This window comes from Stenotrophomonas sp. YJH_SMC_130 (assembly GCF_059369035.1).
This window is the reverse complement of sequence record NZ_JCAFSH010000002.1, coordinates 19,157-35,935: the sequence shown is the minus strand read 5'-3', so window position 1 is coordinate 35,935 and position 16,779 is coordinate 19,157. Positions and strand designations below refer to the sequence as shown.

Here is a 16,779-nt window from a genome sequence, read left to right as displayed (position 1 = left end):
CTGGAGGAGCAATTGGAGTGACGTTCGCGCCGGGAAAGTGCCAGCAGATGGCAATGACCGGTTCATGGGACAGAGATCTAGACATAGATCTTCGCTCAATCGTGGTTTGGGGAGCAGAGTACCTACTTAGCCTCCTGGAACCCTGGGAGTTCGAGGAACTCCATATACAAGAGTTGCCGCAGCGGGCCAAGGCCCTCGGCCTCAACTGGCATGGCCTTCCAATTATCGACGGCGCTGCACCAGACTCTCGCTTCATGTCGGCATGGGAGAGTACTGGATCGCTTCTTTCCAATGAGCTCCTGCAGGGGCGAAAAGCCGTTGTTCATTGCAAAGGGGGCCTTGGCAGGGCCGGGACTGTGGCAGCGATGTTGCTTCTGCAGACTGGCTCAGCATCGAGTGCGGAGCAAGCGATTGCTAGAGTGCGACAGGTTCGTCCTGGGGCGGTGGAAACAATGGAGCAGGAGGACTTTGTCGTGAAGTGGTCAACCTGTGCCCGCGCGGGCCACAACTAACTGGTGGGCTGGCTGCTTCGAAGCGATGGTCAAGCAGCGCCATTCCTTTGAATACCATGCGCTCTGATCCTTGCGTATCTCACCTAAGCGGTGTGGCGACGTACAGGGGCACGATCGGCCGGCCGTCGCTCGTCTTCACACCATCAGCTCCCTGTGTATTCGCGAAGCACCCGACGCTTCCGCATCACCCACCCCCAGAGCATACCGAAGAGGTTCGCTGATGCTAAGAACATGACCGACACAGCGATACCAAAGAAGGTAGGCCACTGCTGTACCAGACTGAATTCCGACACCAGTTTCAACTAGAGATTTCCTTAAATTTTCCTCGCATTGAGGTAGAGAGCAGCCTGTCATAAGAAACGGGAAGAGCTTCACGCCGCGATACCGGCCAGCACTGCGACGCCTTCCGTCGAGTAATACTCACCTTCGTTGGGAACGGCTATTCTGCAGCTCTGGCCTGAACCGAGGGATCGGCGGTGATTACCAACAATGTGTACTCCAGGGTGTTCCAGTTGAAGGTGGGCCACTCTACAGGCACGATCTTTGTCATGGAGCATGAAGATCGACAGTATTGGGTTACGGCCAAACATGTCATCTCGGACTGGGACCGAGAACAGCCTTTAGATGTCATGCGATCAGATGGGTGGTGGCAGATCAGGTTGCGACTGGTTGGTGAGCACCAGTCTGCCGACGTGGCGGTGTTGGCGGCGAACTTCGCCGTCAAGGTGTACGAAGCCGAGGCATCCATGAAGAACTTCGCGATATCTCAGGAAGTATTCTTCCTTGGCTTCCCCTTCGGGTGGTCTGCCCACGTTCCCGCACACGTCAATCGCGAGTTTCCACTACCATTCATTAAGCGGGCGATCGTGTCGGCAGTGTGCCCTGCCGTTGCCGGAGAGCGGGAGATGCTGATACTTGACGGGCACAATAACCCCGGCTTCTCGGGAGGTCCGGTGGTCTTTGAAGACAAGTGGCAACCTGGAAGTGGACTTCGCATTGCTGGCGTCGTTTCCGGCTACCGATTCGAGCCCGAGGATGTATTTGCGGGAGAAGAACCGATCGGCGCATACGTGAAAGCGAACACGGGACTGATGTTCTGCGAGACGATCAAGCGCGTGCACGAAGTAATCGAAGAGAATCCAATTGGAGTTCCATTCGTATAGGCGCTCGGCCGTCCAAGCCGGACGTCAGAGGTTGCATGAAAGGGGAGAGGGGCAGTTCCTAAGCCCCGCCCGCGGACTTAGATCCTGGGAAAGTCGAGGTTATCGGATGTTTGAGGTCGTTGGCTCGGATATCGAGCGTCTTTCTGATGCAGAACTTCGCTCCCTTGTACTGCGCTTGGCGAGCAGTGAGCTGCGCAAGCAAGGATTGCCAATCTCCGCGGTCACTGCCGGCGGGCATCAAGATGCACCTGATGGCGGTTTGGACGTACGAGTTGCGTGTTCAGTTGCAATGGCCCGGGCTGACTTTGTCCCGCGGGCGAACACTGGCTTCCAAGTAAAGAAGCCCGATATGGCGGCAGGTGCCATCCGCAAGGAGATGTGCCCAAAGGGCGCGCTAAGGCCAGCAATAGCGGAGCTGGCACAGCTGCAGGGTGCATACATAATTGTCAGTGCTCAGGGTTCAGTCGCCGACAAGCCTCTTCAAGAGCGTCGAGAGGCCATGCGTGCACAACTCACCAGTCTCGCATCTCCAACTGACCTGTATGTGGACTTTTACGATCGTGATCGCATCGCTGCTTGGGTCAATGAGTACCCGGGCGTGGCCGCATGGGTCCGCTCAGTCGCCGGCAGAGCGCTCAATGGTTGGACCTCCATTTATCGCTTGAGCAGCAACAAGACAACGACAGCATTCCTCGCTGATGGCTCTACCTGCCTACTGGATGAGAGCCGCAAGCCTGGGCAGGCACTTGAGATCCTAAGCGGTGTGGAGCGGCTCAGGGACGAGTTGCGTCGACACGGCCGATGTGTTCGCCTCATCGGCCTATCGGGAGTGGGCAAGACGAGACTTGTGCAAGCTCTGTTCGAAGACAGTGTCGGCACTGAGCCCCTAGATCCTAGTATTGCCGTCTATACCGACTACTCAACCGAGACACGTCCGTCGGCACGAGATATGGCTTGCGACCTGATCAACCGCGGAGAGCCCGCGATACTGATCGTCGACAACTGCAATCCGGAGACCCATTCGGAGCTTGCGAAGATCTGCTCAGAATCAGGCGCCCCAATCAGTCTCCTGACCGTCGAGTATGACGTTCGCGAGGACGAGCCGGAGCGAACTGATGTCTTCAGGCTCAAGGGAGCATCCAGCGACTTGATTGAAAAGTGGATTGAGCAGAACTTCGGTCACATATCGGAGGTTGATCGACGCACAATCGCGGCGTTTAGTGACGGGAATTTTCGTATTGCGAACGCGCTTGCCGAGACCCTCGGGCGTGGAGAGACTTTGGGCAAGGTAAAGAGTCGGGACCTTATCCAACGTATATTCCGCCAACGGAACGTTGAAGATGGATCACTTCAGATGGCGGCAGAAGACCTGTCCTTGGCATACTCTGTGGACGGCGAGGACATCTCTGCTGAGAGTGAGCTGGCGCAGATTGCTGAGATGCGCGGAGTTGACGCACGCTCGCTCTATCAAGTCATTGTCGAGTTGCGGCAACGAAACGTTGTGCAGGCCCGAGGTCGCTGGAGGGCGATCCTACCGCAGGCAATTGCGAATGGACTTGCTAGCACCGCTGTTGCGAGGACTCACCAGGATACCCTCGACAACCTCATTCGCTTGGCTACGCCGCGGCTGCGGGCCTCAATCTCGAGAAGACTTGGATATCTGCACGACGTGCCAGAGGCACGCGCAGCGGCTGCTCGCTGGCTTAGAAGTGATGGCGCATTTGGAGATCTGTTCAACCCGGCGACGCAGGATCTCAGGATCATCACCAATCTTGCTCCCTTGGCTCCAGGTGATGCCATGGGTCGCATCAGCGAAGCTGTGCAGATCTATCCTGAGATCGCCGATTGCGGATCACGAAAACGCTGGGAATGGATTCGCCTGATAAAGGCGTTGAGCTACGAGACGGAGCACTTCAACTCCGCTGCGCAGCTTCTGATGCAATTCATAGCCACTGAGCCGACGGGGAACCAGGTCGACTCAGCCCGCGAAGCATTCTCAGAGATGTTCCAATTGTATCTTTCCGGAACGCAAGCGAGCCCCGAGACTCGCCGTGCACTGGTTGCGAACCTTCTTGGATCTGACGAAGAGGACTCACGGGCGTGCGGGCTGTTGGCTCTCCAAGCTCTACTAAAGACATCGTATTTTTCATCGAGTACGAGCTTTGATTTTGGCGCCAGATCACGTAGCTGGGGGTGGCACCCTCAGTCCAGTAGCGATGTGTGTGACTGGTACGTTCGCGCCATTCGCCTATGCGTGCACCTTTCTGACAGGATCGATGAGCCTCGCCAGATTCTCGCCCAGAGCGTTAGAGGCTTGTGGCGCTACGAAGCCTGCCATGGGGCGCTGGAGGATGCAGCTGAGGCGCTCTTGAAGCGCGCCCATTGGATAGATGGCTGGATCTCGCTGCGCGCCACCCTACGCTTCGATGGAAAGAAGATGCCGAGGGAGTACAGAACTCGTCTAGAAGCACTGATCGACCGCCTGCAGCCCGTTGATCTTCTCGACCGCGCACGAGCGGCGGTGCTTGGTCGCGGTGTCGATGGGTTGGAAGCCAGCAGCGCTGAGGCTGACGATGAGAGTGGCATGCACGCCTGGAAGAGAGCATCTCTGATGGCGCAAGGTGTCGGCCGTGAGTTGGCACTTGCCCCTTCAGTCAGAGAGGTGTTCATGAGCGAGCTAATGGTTGCAACTGACGTCCAGCGCGCCTACGAATGTGGGATGGGACTTGCGGAGGGTGCACCCACTCTGCTTGAAACGTGGGAGCTGCTCCTCTCAGATTACGAACGTGCGGACGCAGCGCGACGTGACGCGACAGTTCTCGGCGGATTCCTGCGCCAGGCCAAGGAACTCGATGCTGAATTTACAGAGGGCGCACTCGAGAGCTCCCTAAGCCGGGGTAGCCTGATTCCTATTCAGCCCTACCTGCAGGCACGCGTTGGCCTAGACCAGGTTGGAATTAGCCGAATGCGCAGAGCCCTAGCCGCAGGTCTGCTTGAGGCACCTGCATTCGTGCACATTGCCAATGGACTGGTAGAGCACTCACCGCCCGCGTTGTTGGCCGCGCTACTTGCAGATATTGCGCGTCTCGCAAGTGGAGAGTGGGTGGCCTTGGAAATTCTTCACATGTACTTCTTCTCGAACAAGAGCACGTCGAGCACAGCACCGAGGGCTTTGGTTGAGGTCGGTCAGGGTATTCTCGCTAGTCTCAAGTTCAAGAGTGCATCAGTACAACGTGTACATAGCGCGGGAGAGGTCGCCAAGATCTGTTGCTCAACGAGCGATCCAGAGCCTGCCCGTAGCGTGGCCGAGTCGCTCTGCCTCAGTTTGGAGGCTGGCGACATCCACTTCCACGAAGTCAGGGAGATCATCAACGCACTTTGCGAGGCACATCCGCATGTCATGCTGGACACATTCCTCCTTCGTGCATCTGAAGACTCGCTGGGTCGAAGATGGGACACGGGAGGAAGCAAAGGCTTGGCGTACAGGTCCATGGGGCTGCAAGCGATTCAGTCCTGGGCATCGATCAACGCTGTGCACCGATACCCTCTGTTGGGAGCCGTGATGTGGTTGTTCAGCAGAGGCGACTTCGAGGAGGGCACGAAGATCGACCCGATCTTCGAGGGCTTGCTGAGAGGGGCGCCCGATAGAGTCATGTTCTTGGGTAAGTTCGATCGGCAGGTGTATCCGCTGCGCTGGAATGGCTCGATCAAGGATATGCTCCGTAATCGCCGCTCAGAGCTGACACGACTAGCTGCCGAGATGCCTGGCGAAGTGGCAGATTGGGTTCATTGCGGACTCCCACTCATCGAGCGATGGATCGCTAACGCCATAGAGACAGAGCACCATCAGGAAGAGGCCTTTGAATAGTGAGGGCCGCCATCTTCTTCGGAGACAATGGATACGGCATTGTCGCGAAGGCGAGCCTGGAGGGGGAGCTGGAAGGGAGGGCTGCGCTATGCCTTGGGGCGCGATCAGTGCACTAGCGCTCAGGTCGGGCCGCTAGCTCCTGCCGACGTGAAAGTCCGGCTTGGCATGCAAAACCTATATGCTTCAGCCGGACATCAGCGGAACGATCTTGAACAATTGGCGGAGATGGCCGCCCTCGGTTTGGACGGCGCTGAAGATGGGTTAAGCAAGAGATGGGTTAAGCAAGCCGCCCTCATCGATGCTCCGGGTCGGTGAGGGGCGTCGTTGAACCCAAACAGTTCACTCCACTACGACGTAGAAGGGCTGGCTGAATCCGACAATCTGATTGTCGGTGGTACTCAGAACGAAGGCCTCGACTTGGTGGACCCCGCGATAGCTCAGCGTCTCGCGTCGGCTATGTGGTTGGTCCGAACCCACGAAGTCCCCTCGAAGCTTGCCGGCTCGTCTAGCGACTGCCCCGGTGTTAGTCACGCGCCACATGGTCCTGTAGGTGTGATTTGGTGCAAGTCCGCCAAGCTTCGCCTCAAAGCGAATGTCCTGGTTGGGCTGCATTGGTTCGCCGCTTCTCACTACGCGCGAAGGGGCGCCAGCCGCATCGACCAAGTAGCCCGAGATAGTCGCTGGCAAGCGGAAGTTGGCTAGGGGCCACTGGGGTTGCTTGCGATGACCCGGCTCGAGAATCTCCAGCGGCACCATCTGCAACCCGCCAGTCTTGAGCACATCGACATCATCCAGTTGGACATCTGCACCGGCCAGCCCTGCCTCCATGGCGACCGTCGGTTTCCGAAGCACGGCAAATGAGTCGCCGAGGATTCGCCGCCAAAGCTCAATGCTCTGGGTAGAGTCCTGTTCATCGAACGCTGCATCAATCCACTGACGATATCGATGGATGGCGTTGCGGAAGTTCCGATACTGTTCCTCGGTCCACTCGGAGGCTTGATCCTCAGCAGGGAGCACAGGATTTGGGACATGGGGCGGGTAATGATGGCCTTGTAGCCAGTCATCCAAGCGGCGAAAGAGAGTCCTCAGGGACGTTGGTACATCGCTGAAGTCATTTCCGTGTCGATCGCCCTCGTGAATGCGCTCACCGAGTAGGGTGGTGAAAAGGAAAGACGGACAAGTGAAGGTTCCCTTGTAGTCCCGAAGATACTTGGCGAGCCGAGTGACCTTGCGGAATGAATTGTTGCCGCTGATTGAGTTCTTGCCGCGCAACCAGGAGGTGTACTCTTCCGGCCTCGAGTCCTGGAATGTGTTGTTGCGCCGGTTGCACACCTCATTCGACCCGGCATACAGGCGATCAACGACGCAGGGAGCAATGTCCATTTTGCGGTCGCCAGCGTACTCAAGGGTCACACAGTAGGGATAGCGCTTAACCTTGTCCGCGTACCTGGGGCTCGCTTCGAATGTGCGAGCAAGCTGATCCACATAGTCTGCCGCAGCCCATCCCTGTACGGGCCTGACGAACAGAATGGCGTCCGCGTCAAATGGCCGACCATCCAAAGGGCGAATGATGGTCTGGTGGGCCCATGAGCCGTGCTTGTAAAGTCGAATGATCTTCGGAAGGTAGTTCGAATCTTTAAGGAACCCCTCGATTGCTACGAAGGAGTTGTCCAGCTGATCGAGTCGAGTGCTGTTGAGATTGACGACATTCTCAAGAAATGCGCTGAAGTGGTTGAGGTGCTTCATTTCGCAACGTCCCCTGCATTGAGTCTCCTAATGAAGTCCCTAGCGCCCGCCTCCATTTCCTGCTCAAGCCCTGTACGCTTGAAGAAGTAGACGAGGTCACTCACCAACGGGCTAGACGCACGGTGGGAGAAGATGGCGTCCTGTAGCTGCCGTGCTCTTGCTTCGAGCTTGTCGGGCTCATCGTCGGGTTGGAACTTATCCAGCGAACCGTCAACCTCGCCTTTGAGACGAGTGACCAAGGCAATAGTGTCACCCTGACGCTGAGACTCTCTGATAGTCCACAGGGCAAATGGACCGAAGGGAACGAGCATCGTCAGGATAACGTCGACTAATGGCTTCTGGAGTGAGATCACTATTAGTACTGTTAGGTACATCCAGCCAAGTATCTTCAGGTAGCGCTGATAGTCCCCCCGTAGGTTCCAGTCGTACCAAAGATTCGTGCGCTGGCAAACCAAGCGCGCGCTACTCATAGGCAGCGGGTCCACCGATTGCGGATACCAGTTACGGAGTCCCAGTTCCCGTGCCGGCTTCAGTGGCTTGCTTCCATAGCGCTCGATTTCCTCTGCATCGACCCTCTGGCCGGCCACGAAGGCATTCCAGGGCAGGTCGAGGACTGTCGTGTCGAATTGCTCTTGCAGTCTAGCCGACAGCTTGATTCTGCCTCGGCGCCAGCGATCTATCCACAAAGCGTCTGATGCACCCACCAGAAGAGCGACCAGGCTGACCCACTTTGTGCCGCCCGAAAGGCACGGCGTAGATGCGGTAACGATAGAGACTATGGGTAGGAAAAAAACGAATATAAAGTAGTAGCGCTGAGCTCGCTTTACGCCAGTGTGTATGCGCAATCTTGCTCGCAAGAGCCGAAGCGCATCCTCGGAATTTTGTCTCTCCCGAACGCAATTTGGCATGGCTTCTGTCCGTCCGTGGCCCCAATATCCCCAATGCCGACTATAGCCATCTGTGGGCCTGTGACACAAGTCACATTGGAGTTGCAGCTCCGACTGGTTGTCCAGGTGGCCTCGTTACAACGTGACCCATCAGGGTTCGTACGGCACTTTGGGGGCTGCGGTCTCTCTTGGATAGAGGTGGGAAGTGATCCCACGACCCAGCTACCGTTGGTCGAGAATGAAGGGGGGTTTCGGGCTCGCTAAGTAGGCTCAACGACGAGCCAGCTCGGCGAGCTTCATCTCAGCGCTAAGTAGAAGCGAGCGCAGGTGGTCACGCTCCGACTTCAGCTCGCTGATTCGCGCAACAGCGTCCGCCAGCTTGAGCTCGAGCGAACTAGACTTGGCTCGCTCGCTGAGTAGTGCTCCGTCTCTTTGGGCAACATAGGCTTGAACTTCCGCAATCAAGGGCCCGAAGCGAGACTTCTTAAAGTGGGCAGGAGGGATGCCCGCTTCTCTCGCAACGTTGTTCTGACTGACGAGCGCTCCAGGTGGCAATACTTCTGGCTGACCCGATTTCAGCCTATCGAATGCGGCTATCAATCTGTCGAGCAGGGGAGGTTCATTGCTCATTAGATCTCACTCTGATGACGAAGTCCTTAAGCGCTGAAACTTGGCCCTCAAGCGCACGCATCCTCGGGCTATCTCCAGAAGGGCGCAATGCTTCCAATAGAGGCTCGCTGTGGGCAATCAACTTCTCCGCACGTACTACATTTCCTTTGTCCAGCAGTGCTTCGGGACACGTTACGCAATGGGACAGCGTGTCATAGCCACCATGCTCACAGTTACCCTTCTTTAGGCAGACACCCAGCAGGGTAGGTCTCACGGAAAGTGTGCCCTGGCTAGCGAGCTTCGCAAGCCCCTTTAGATCTGAGGTGCTGATCAACTCCAGAAGGCGATCCTTGTGGGCTGAGCCATGGGGAGAGAAGTGCTTCGAGTCAGCAAGCCCCTTCGCGACTCGGGCCGCCTCATTGGCAAGCTCCTCCGCAAGCTCAATGCGCATCGACTCGTTGAGCGAGAGGCTGTGGTATCCGCGCACATAGTACTCGGTCATTCCAAGGTGAAGATGTTTCAGCTGAAGCTGGATCGAGCCGAGCGCGACTCGGCCAGAGCGCACGGCATTCACTACCAATGTCCGCCTCAGCTGATGGAAGGAAAACGGCCAAACCTTTCCGAGTACAACACGCCCCCCAGAGCTACCGTTGATGAGTTCGGATACTCTAAGGTCGTCTTCAGTGACCTTCAGAGTCTCAGGATCAAATAGCCACGGATAGTTAATCCTTTCGATCATTGAAACCCGCGGTGGATCGATACTGTGCCGCTTCTTCTTCCAGCCTAGTACGGACGTAAAGAGCCAGTTGCTGAAGCTCCCTGAGACCAGTTTGGTGTCGCGCATCTCATGATGTACCGAGGAAATGGCTTCCAGCACATGGATTGCCTTTGCAGCCAAGTCGCTACATATCCAAGTCGATTCCGTTATAGGCTGTATCTTTGCGGGCACTCCGACTATCAAATTTGCCGGTCCGATGGCGGCGTCTTGATGCTGACGGAGGCACCCTCGCTTGAGCTCGCGAGCCTCTGAGATGCGCATGCCGCTATGCGCGCACAGCAAAATCAGGGCGGCATCTCGTATCGCCGTGATGTAAGTCAGGAATGGGTGGCGGTGCTCCAGCGTGCCGTATGCGGTGTCGAAGATGCCCACTAGTCTCGCAGGTAACGCGGAAAGGTCTTCCGTAGCAAGTTGGCTGTCCGGTGCCGGGACAAGGTTGAACGCCTCGTGCAGTTGGCTACGTATCGCATTCTTAAGTAGGTCGATATGAGTGGTTGCGAGCGATACAATCGCATCGCATTGATTCAAGACGTAAGAATGGATCCGATTAGGGACGTATAGTGTTTGATTGGCTGAATATCCTGTTGGGTAGAAGCTTGGGATAAGTGCCGGTGGGCAAAGCGTAAAGCCTATTTCTTCACTCAGCAGGGCCAGTTCATGCATAAGCAGTGGTGCGGATCCAAGTGAACTTGGGCGGATTCGCTTTCGAAGTTCTGCCTGGCATTTTTTGGAACTTCCGAACTCCGAGATCAGAGTTTGTGTGGAGTTGCAGGCCTTGAGGATGTCCTTTAGGCGGCAGAGTTTGGTGTGGAAGCTGCCGGCCCCGAGGGGGTGGTGGCCAATGTAGAGTAGTGCCAGTACTACGACTTTCGCCGCAGCTGCGTTGCTCTGCTCTAGATCATCCGTGTTCTCATCATTGGCGAACCGCATGGAGATCGATGACGTGTGGTATGCGGAGAATATCCAACAGTTGTCTCCGTATCGGCTGCAAGGTGATCCATCTGATTTGTAGGAGACTACGAAATCTGGGGGTACGTCGTGGATGCTGGCAAGGCCGCTAGGAAGAGGGACGTCACGGTGTTTCGATTTAAGTCGGGAGGTGAGCATCAAGCATCTCCCTGCGCGAATCTAATGAGGAGGTCCCAGGATGGATGGAACTGTCCGTCATTCACCTTGCGATCTGCGATCTGTGCCCATGCCTCGTGTTGCTTGTTCTTCTGCGAGAAGGCGCGGATGATTGATCGGATGCGGCGCATGGTTTCAAGTATCGGCCGCGAATGTTCTCTGTTTGGGTAGAGGTGACTTTTGAGTTCGAGTCGCTTCAGCTGAAGGTAGCTCCTCAATCTCCAAATGTAGTCTAGGCTCGACACTCCCTTGTAGTTTTCACAGAAGAGGCATCCCGCCATCGTGTCGCAGTTGGGAGTGGGTGCATCGGGTGAAGCTATCGTCAATGGCTTGGGGTTGTCCTTCTGAGTGCATGGCGCACCATCGACTGCACGCGACACCCGAAGCGCGGCTACTTCTGACTTGAAGAACGCAGTGAATTCACTCGCCGCTCGTTGTGGGCTTCTACGCACATAGTTCTTGGCGAACGTTTCACGGCTATGTTGGAGAATCAAGGACTCTGTTCCCGGATCTCCGCTTACCTCCATGATGCTATTGGACTTGATCTTTCTGAGTTCGACGGTCGTAATGAACGGAACGCCAAGCTCATTGAAGATATTTCTTAGGTTGCCACTGTGAAATTTTCGACTTGCTGGACCGCCTCGCTGATAGATTGGGAAGAGCAGGCTTGACTTGAATTCGCTCAAATGGGTTTCGCGAAATTTCAGATATGCAGAGAAGATGGGCAGGTAGGGCTTGGGGATGGTGAACAACACGTCATGCCCGGCGCGAGCCTTGAATTCCCTAAATTCGTAGTGATCTCCTGCGGACCGTCTGCTGTACTGTTCGACCTTCATCTTTTGAACTTCGGCAAGATTCATTCCGGTCATTGCTATGAATAGGAATGCCTCTGCAGTTACCCTAAGGTTAAGCAGAGGGAACCTGCGATGTAGGCTTGTGCCCTTAAGGGTATTTTGCCGTCTTGCGACATCGTAGCCGTACTTGGTCGACGTCGACTTCCACGTCCCAGAGTAGTGGTAGTAGATCGGGCCGCTCTTCCTGACCTGGATTGGCAATGGCAGGGGCGCGTAGAGCTTATCTGGTTGGAGGCAGTCGATAAGCGAGATGAGGTCCGCGACGTACTGCTGAACGACTTCGCTTCTCGCATCGTTAGTCTTCAGCGCCAATGGTGCTCCGCGCTTGGAGATCCCAAATGACTTCAACAGCAGTGTTGAGTCTTGCCCAGTTACGCCGGCTAGAATTCTAACGACGTACTGCTGCTGTGCGAGATCGTGCGGGGAAGCTGTTTTGAACGATCTGGTCCAACCTTGGACCGCGATGAAGAATGTTTTCGGAGAGACTTGGACTGACTCTCGGTCGCAGTAGTTAAAGAACGTCCTGAGCGTGTTAAATATTGTTTCGCGAGTCGAGTCAGCCAGTTCGCCGAGGACGTGCCTCTCTACTATGTGTTTGTGAATGGATTTGAGAAGTTCGTATCGCAGTAGATCGTATTTCCCAAACTTCCCCGAGCGTATCTCTGTATCAACCGTCATGGTCGGGCGCTTGGCGGCACCGATGAAGGCTAGCCTGGAGAGATCCCATGGCAAGGATCTACCAGTCTTGGGGCGGGGAATAATGAGAGGCTCAGGGAGTCTCATGAGTGAGCTCAAGGAGCCATTGCCCATAGACGTCGTTGTACTTGCCGACGATTCGTCTCTTCTGCGCGTGCTGGACATAGCGGAGAGCGGTCCGCTCATCTGATTGGCCCAGGAACTCCGTAATGATTGAAAGCGCGGATGTCACAGGGATCCCTATGGCCATCGCGGCATCTAGCAGGTTGCATGCGAATGTCGCTCGGGAGTCGTGAAATCGAAAATCTTCGATCGGGACGTCGCCGGCTTGTGCGATCGTCCTTATCCTATGAATGGCTACGCCAATGGCGCTGCTCGGAATGCCGTCGTCATCATGATAGGGACGACCCTGCGGGGTTAGGAAGAGGTACTGAGAGTACCGACCTTCATGCTTGATGGCGCGTTTTAGGCGCCGGACCGAAGTTATGTAGCTAGTAAGGCGTTGGATGAGCGCGTCTGGTATGACGGGGGAGTAGTTCGTTGAGAACTTCGTCATCACCCCGTGCGCGGGACCGATCTTGATGGACTTGTGGCCTTTCAGGTTCGTCGACGCAGCCCTTTCGATGGTTTCGCATTTGAGGTCTGTGATGCTGCCCAAGCGAATTCCAGAAGAAAAGCCAATGGCGAGCATCAATGTCACTTCTGTGCCCGCATGTGCCTCGGATAGCGTCAGGATTCGCTTCTGAAGTTCTGCCGGAACTGGCTTCAGTCCACCTTCCAAGGTCGATCTAGGCGCGGTCCTTCGTCGTTTCAGGGGCATGCTCGAGACTGTTTTCTCGACTGTCTTTGATCCGAACCTTGTAAAGACTTGGACCTGGGTCGTTCGAGTCAAGAACGGCTTGCATTCGTCTGCAAGTTGGCCGGTAGAGGTGCACCAGATGTAGAAGTTGGCGACTGCTCGTAATTCTGTTTGAGCGGTCGAGTATGCACCCGTACCCTCTTTTACATTGAGGTTCCTGTGCGACTTGTACAGGTAGGTAGGCTTTTCTGAATCCGGCTTATCCAAGTCGTTCCACGCCAATCCATTGGCTTCCAGAAAGTTGGCGTAGCTGACTAGGCCGCGAGCATCTCTAATGATTGTCTTTGCGCTTAGATCTTCGGCAGGATCGCAAGCGCGACTGGCGAGCCAAGTATTCGCTTCCGTCCAAGGTAGCCCGGAAGCCAGGCGAATGTATGGCAACTGCCGCTTGGGTTCAGGGACGTCATTGATGGACATGGAGACTGACCAAAGATGCTGGCCGTCAGCCTCTCCATGGTCGAATCGCTGAAACTGAAACAGCTCGAGCGTTGCCATTGGCCGATCCTGAATTCTGCCTGTACTGCATTGCCCGACACTACTGCATTGGATTCAAGCTGTCCATCGCATGGAAGTAAGGTGTACCCTGGAACAGTTCCTCGCAGGCGATCAGCCGGTGGCGGTTGTCCAGGAACAGCGCCATGAAGATCTCGCGGGCCTGGCCGCGCAGGCGGTGCTGCAGGTAGCGGCCGACCGCGGCCGGGTTGTTGCCGACCGCCTCGCCCTGCTGAAGCTCGGCGGCCAGGTAGCGATGGGCCAGTTCCAGGCCGGCGGCCAGTGCACAGCTTCGTGCCGGCCCCAGCCCCGGCAACCGGGCCAGCTCGCGGGCCGGGCGGTCCAGCAGCACGCGCAGGGGGCCATGCGCCTGCAGCAGGTCGCGGGCGGTCTGCACCGCGTCGCGTCCACCGAAGCCGGAGCCGAGAAACAGCGCCAGCAGCTCTGCGTCGGACAACGTGGCGGGGCCGCGGGCGATCAGCTTCTCGCGGGGACGTTCCTGCTCGGGCCAGTCATGGATGGGCATGCCTGCATCATCGCCAGCGCGGGTGATGCGTCCCATCAGGGCAGGGCGCACGCCCGGGTAGGCTGTTGCCTCAGTCGCGTCGCGACTGCAGATAGGCGAACAGCTCCTGGTTGTTCTGCAGCCCCAGCTTGCGCTTGGCTTCGGCCTTCTGCCGGCTGATCGTTTTCGGGCTGCGGCCGCAGTGGACGGCGATGGCGTTCACTTTCAGCCCGGCGGCCAACAGGTCCAGCACTTCCTGTTCGCGGGCCGACAGCGCCGCCGGCTCACGCGCGAACATCAGGTCGCGCGCCTGCAGGTGGTCGCGCAGCTGCTGCGAGACGAACACCTGCCCGGCCATAGCCGCGTTCAGGGCCTGCGGCAACTCCCCGAAATCGGCGCACTTGTCGACCAGGCCACTGACACCTTCACGCAGCAGGCCATCGAGCAGGCCGGGGTGACGGGCGCCGGTAAGCACCACCACGGGCATGCCCGGGTGGCGTGCGCGCAGCTCAGCGATCAGTTCCGGGCCATCCGGGCCGGTGCCCGGCATGGAGAGGTCGGTCAGCACCGCGTCGCAGCCGTGGTGCTCGACCAGCTGCAGCAGCTGGGCGCCGTCACGCGCGCTGCCGACGACCTCCATCAGATGGGTCTGCAGCACGATGCGGATGCCGTGCAGGACGACGGGATGGTCGTCGGCGATGATGATGCGCGGGTGCACGCGGAATCCTCGAAAAGCGAAGCGGCACACCTGCGGTGGCCACTGACGATTCTGCAAACGTGGCCGGCCAACAGGTATAGGAAAGTTCCGAATCGCAGTGTCCTGAACCCCGGAAGCGTTGTGGCGCAAGTCCCATCTGCTGATAGCCGCCCGCTATGTGTGCCGTGTACCGGGACATTACCGACCATCGGGTAAGCTAATGCCCTCGTTTGCACAGGAATTCCAGGTGGCTGACTCCCCCAACGCTTCCCCCGCGCCGGCCCGCGCGCTGGAAGGCCAGAAACTGCTGTTGTGCGTCGGAGGCGGGATCGCGGCCTACAAGGCCCTGGAGCTGGTGCGGCGCCTGCGCGATGCCGGTGCCCAGGTGCAGGTGGCGATGACCGCCGGTGCCCAGCAGTTCGTCACTCCGCTCAGCTTCCAGGCCCTGTCCGGGCAGCCGACCCGCACCACGCTGTGGGACAGCGCCGCCGAGCAGGCCATGGGCCACATCGAGCTGGCCCGCTGGGCCGACCGCATCGTGGTCGCGCCGGGTACCGCCGATCTGCTGGCGCGGCTGGCCCAGGGCCATGCCGATGACCTGGTCAGCACCCTGTGCCTGGCCAGCACCGCACCGCTGACGATCTGCCCGGCAATGAACCACCGGATGTGGCTGCATCCGGCTACCCAGGCCAACATCGCCCTGCTGCGCCAGCGCGGTGCGCAGGTGATCGGCCCGGTCGATGGCCCGCTGGCCGAAGGTGAATCCGGTCCCGGCCGGCTGGCTGAACCGGGCGACATCGTGGCCGCGCTGGTGGCCAATGGCGGTACCGCTGCCACGGTTGCCGCGCCGGAAACCCGTGCCCTGCAGGGCTTGCGCCTGCTGATCAGTGCCGGCCCGACCTACGAAGACATCGATCCGGTGCGCTACGTCGGCAACCGCAGCAGCGGCAAGATGGGCTTTGCCCTGGCCGCTGCCGCCGCCGCGCTGGGTGCGCACGTGGTGCTGGTCAGCGGCCCGGTCCAGCTGCCGACGCCACCGGGCGTGCAGCGCATCGACGTGCGCTCGGCCGCGCAGATGCGCGATGCCGTACTGAAGTCGCTGCCCGCCGACATCTATATCGGTGCCGCCGCAGTGTCCGACTACACCCCGCGCCAGGTCGCCGCGCAGAAGCTGAAGAAGACCGCCGACAGCCAGTCGCTGGTGATCGAGCTGGTGCGCACGCCGGACATCCTGGCCGAAGTCGCCGCGCAGACGCAGTCGCTGAAGCTGGTGGTCGGCTTTGCCGCCGAGACCCACGACGTGGAGAAATATGCACGCGGCAAGCTGATCGACAAGCGCCTGGACCTGGTGATCGCCAACCAGGTCGGCATCAGTGGCGGTGGTTTCGAGAGCGACAACAATGCCGCCACGGCCTTCTGGCAGGACGGTGAACAGGTATTCCCGGCCACCTCCAAGCGCGAACTGGCCGAACAACTGCTGGCGCTGATCGCGCGGAGACTCCAGGCATGACCCAGGCATCCCTTTCCCGACCGCTGCAGGTCAAGCTGCTCGATCCGCGCTTCGGCGACAGCTGGCCGCTGCCGGCCTACGCCACCGAAGCCAGCGCCGGCATGGACCTGCGCGCGGCGCTGGATACCGCACTGACCCTGCAGCCGGGCGACACCGCGCTGGTGCCCAGCGGCCTGGCCATCCACATTGCCGACCCGAACCTGTGCGCGGTGATCCTGCCGCGTTCGGGGCTGGGCCATCGGCACGGCATCGTGCTGGGCAATGGCACCGGCCTGATCGATGCCGACTACCAGGGGCCGCTGCTGATCAGCGTCTGGAACCGTGGCCGCGAGGCCTTCACCATCGAGCCCGGCGATCGCATCGCGCAGCTGGTGGTGGTTCCGATTGCCCGCGTCAGCCTGCAGGTGGTGGATACTTTCACCGACAGCGTGCGGGGCACGGGTGGATTCGGCCATACCGGGGTGCGTTGACAGGGGAC

At 58.3% G+C, this 16,779-nt stretch carries 12 protein-coding genes and 1 pseudogene; 5 read left to right on the top strand and 8 right to left on the bottom strand.

The window, feature by feature from the left end:
- Positions 1–47: 47 nt before the first annotated feature.
- The 3 genes from AC5P5V_RS04300 (at position 48) to AC5P5V_RS04290 (ending at position 5,543) form a co-directional block, all read left to right on the top strand.
- Positions 48–512, top strand: coding sequence for a phosphatase domain-containing protein (locus AC5P5V_RS04300; RefSeq protein WP_308141450.1), 465 nt, complete (start codon positions 48–50; stop codon positions 510–512).
- Positions 513–988: 476 nt separating this feature from the next.
- The gene (locus AC5P5V_RS04295; RefSeq protein WP_049455500.1) at positions 989–1,675 is read left to right on the top strand and encodes a S1 family peptidase; all 687 of its coding nucleotides are present in this window, start codon (positions 989–991) and stop codon (positions 1,673–1,675) included.
- 499 nt (positions 1,676–2,174) lie between these two features.
- Positions 2,175–5,543, top strand: a complete 3,369-nt coding sequence (locus tag AC5P5V_RS04290) for an ATP-binding protein (RefSeq protein ID WP_231352485.1) — start codon at positions 2,175–2,177, stop codon at positions 5,541–5,543.
- A 339-nt stretch (positions 5,544–5,882) separates the two neighbouring features.
- On the opposite strand, the gene AC5P5V_RS04285 is transcribed toward AC5P5V_RS04290, so the two are convergent.
- From AC5P5V_RS04285 to AC5P5V_RS04250, 8 genes and pseudogenes are all read right to left on the bottom strand, one after another.
- Positions 5,883–7,289 carry an SMODS domain-containing nucleotidyltransferase gene (locus AC5P5V_RS04285; RefSeq protein WP_134968636.1) on the bottom strand — a complete coding sequence of 469 codons (1,407 nt, stop codon included), beginning with the start codon at positions 7,287–7,289 and terminating at the stop codon, positions 5,883–5,885.
- Positions 7,286–8,197 (bottom strand): S-4TM family putative pore-forming effector, encoded by a 912-nt coding sequence (locus AC5P5V_RS04280; protein ID WP_181357885.1) that lies wholly within the window; start codon positions 8,195–8,197, stop codon positions 7,286–7,288. Before AC5P5V_RS04280 ends, AC5P5V_RS04285 begins: the two co-directional genes overlap by 4 nt.
- 249 nt (positions 8,198–8,446) lie before the next feature.
- Positions 8,447–8,806, bottom strand: coding sequence for a hypothetical protein (locus AC5P5V_RS04275; protein WP_134968634.1), 360 nt, complete (start codon positions 8,804–8,806; stop codon positions 8,447–8,449).
- Positions 8,796–10,493, bottom strand: a complete 1,698-nt coding sequence (locus AC5P5V_RS04270) for a site-specific integrase (RefSeq protein WP_231352486.1) — start codon at positions 10,491–10,493, stop codon at positions 8,796–8,798. The genes AC5P5V_RS04275 and AC5P5V_RS04270 overlap by 11 nt, the downstream gene beginning before the upstream one ends.
- Before the next feature lie 176 nt (positions 10,494–10,669).
- The gene (locus AC5P5V_RS04265; protein ID WP_134968632.1) at positions 10,670–12,325 is read right to left on the bottom strand and encodes a hypothetical protein; all 1,656 of its coding nucleotides are present in this window, start codon (positions 12,323–12,325) and stop codon (positions 10,670–10,672) included.
- On the bottom strand, positions 12,312–13,592 hold the full coding sequence (locus AC5P5V_RS04260; protein WP_134968631.1) for a site-specific integrase: 1,281 nt from the start codon (positions 13,590–13,592) through the stop codon (positions 12,312–12,314). The genes AC5P5V_RS04265 and AC5P5V_RS04260 overlap by 14 nt, the downstream gene beginning before the upstream one ends.
- An 82-nt stretch (positions 13,593–13,674) precedes the next feature.
- Positions 13,675–14,115, bottom strand: a pseudogene (locus tag AC5P5V_RS04255) (UPF0758 domain-containing protein); the annotation flags it as partial.
- A 70-nt stretch (positions 14,116–14,185) separates the two neighbouring features.
- Positions 14,186–14,812, bottom strand: coding sequence for a response regulator (locus AC5P5V_RS04250; RefSeq protein WP_061478747.1), 627 nt, complete (start codon positions 14,810–14,812; stop codon positions 14,186–14,188).
- 199 nt (positions 14,813–15,011) lie between these two features.
- On the opposite strand from AC5P5V_RS04250, the gene coaBC reads away from it, so the two are divergent.
- Positions 15,012–16,301 carry a bifunctional phosphopantothenoylcysteine decarboxylase/phosphopantothenate--cysteine ligase CoaBC gene (gene coaBC, locus AC5P5V_RS04245; RefSeq protein WP_061478746.1) on the top strand — a complete coding sequence of 430 codons (1,290 nt, stop codon included), beginning with the start codon at positions 15,012–15,014 and terminating at the stop codon, positions 16,299–16,301.
- A complete protein-coding gene (dut, locus tag AC5P5V_RS04240; protein WP_061478745.1) occupies positions 16,298–16,771 on the top strand; it encodes a dUTP diphosphatase in 474 nt (157 codons plus the stop codon). Before coaBC ends, dut begins: the two co-directional genes overlap by 4 nt.
- The last annotated feature ends 8 nt before the right edge of the window (positions 16,772–16,779 follow it).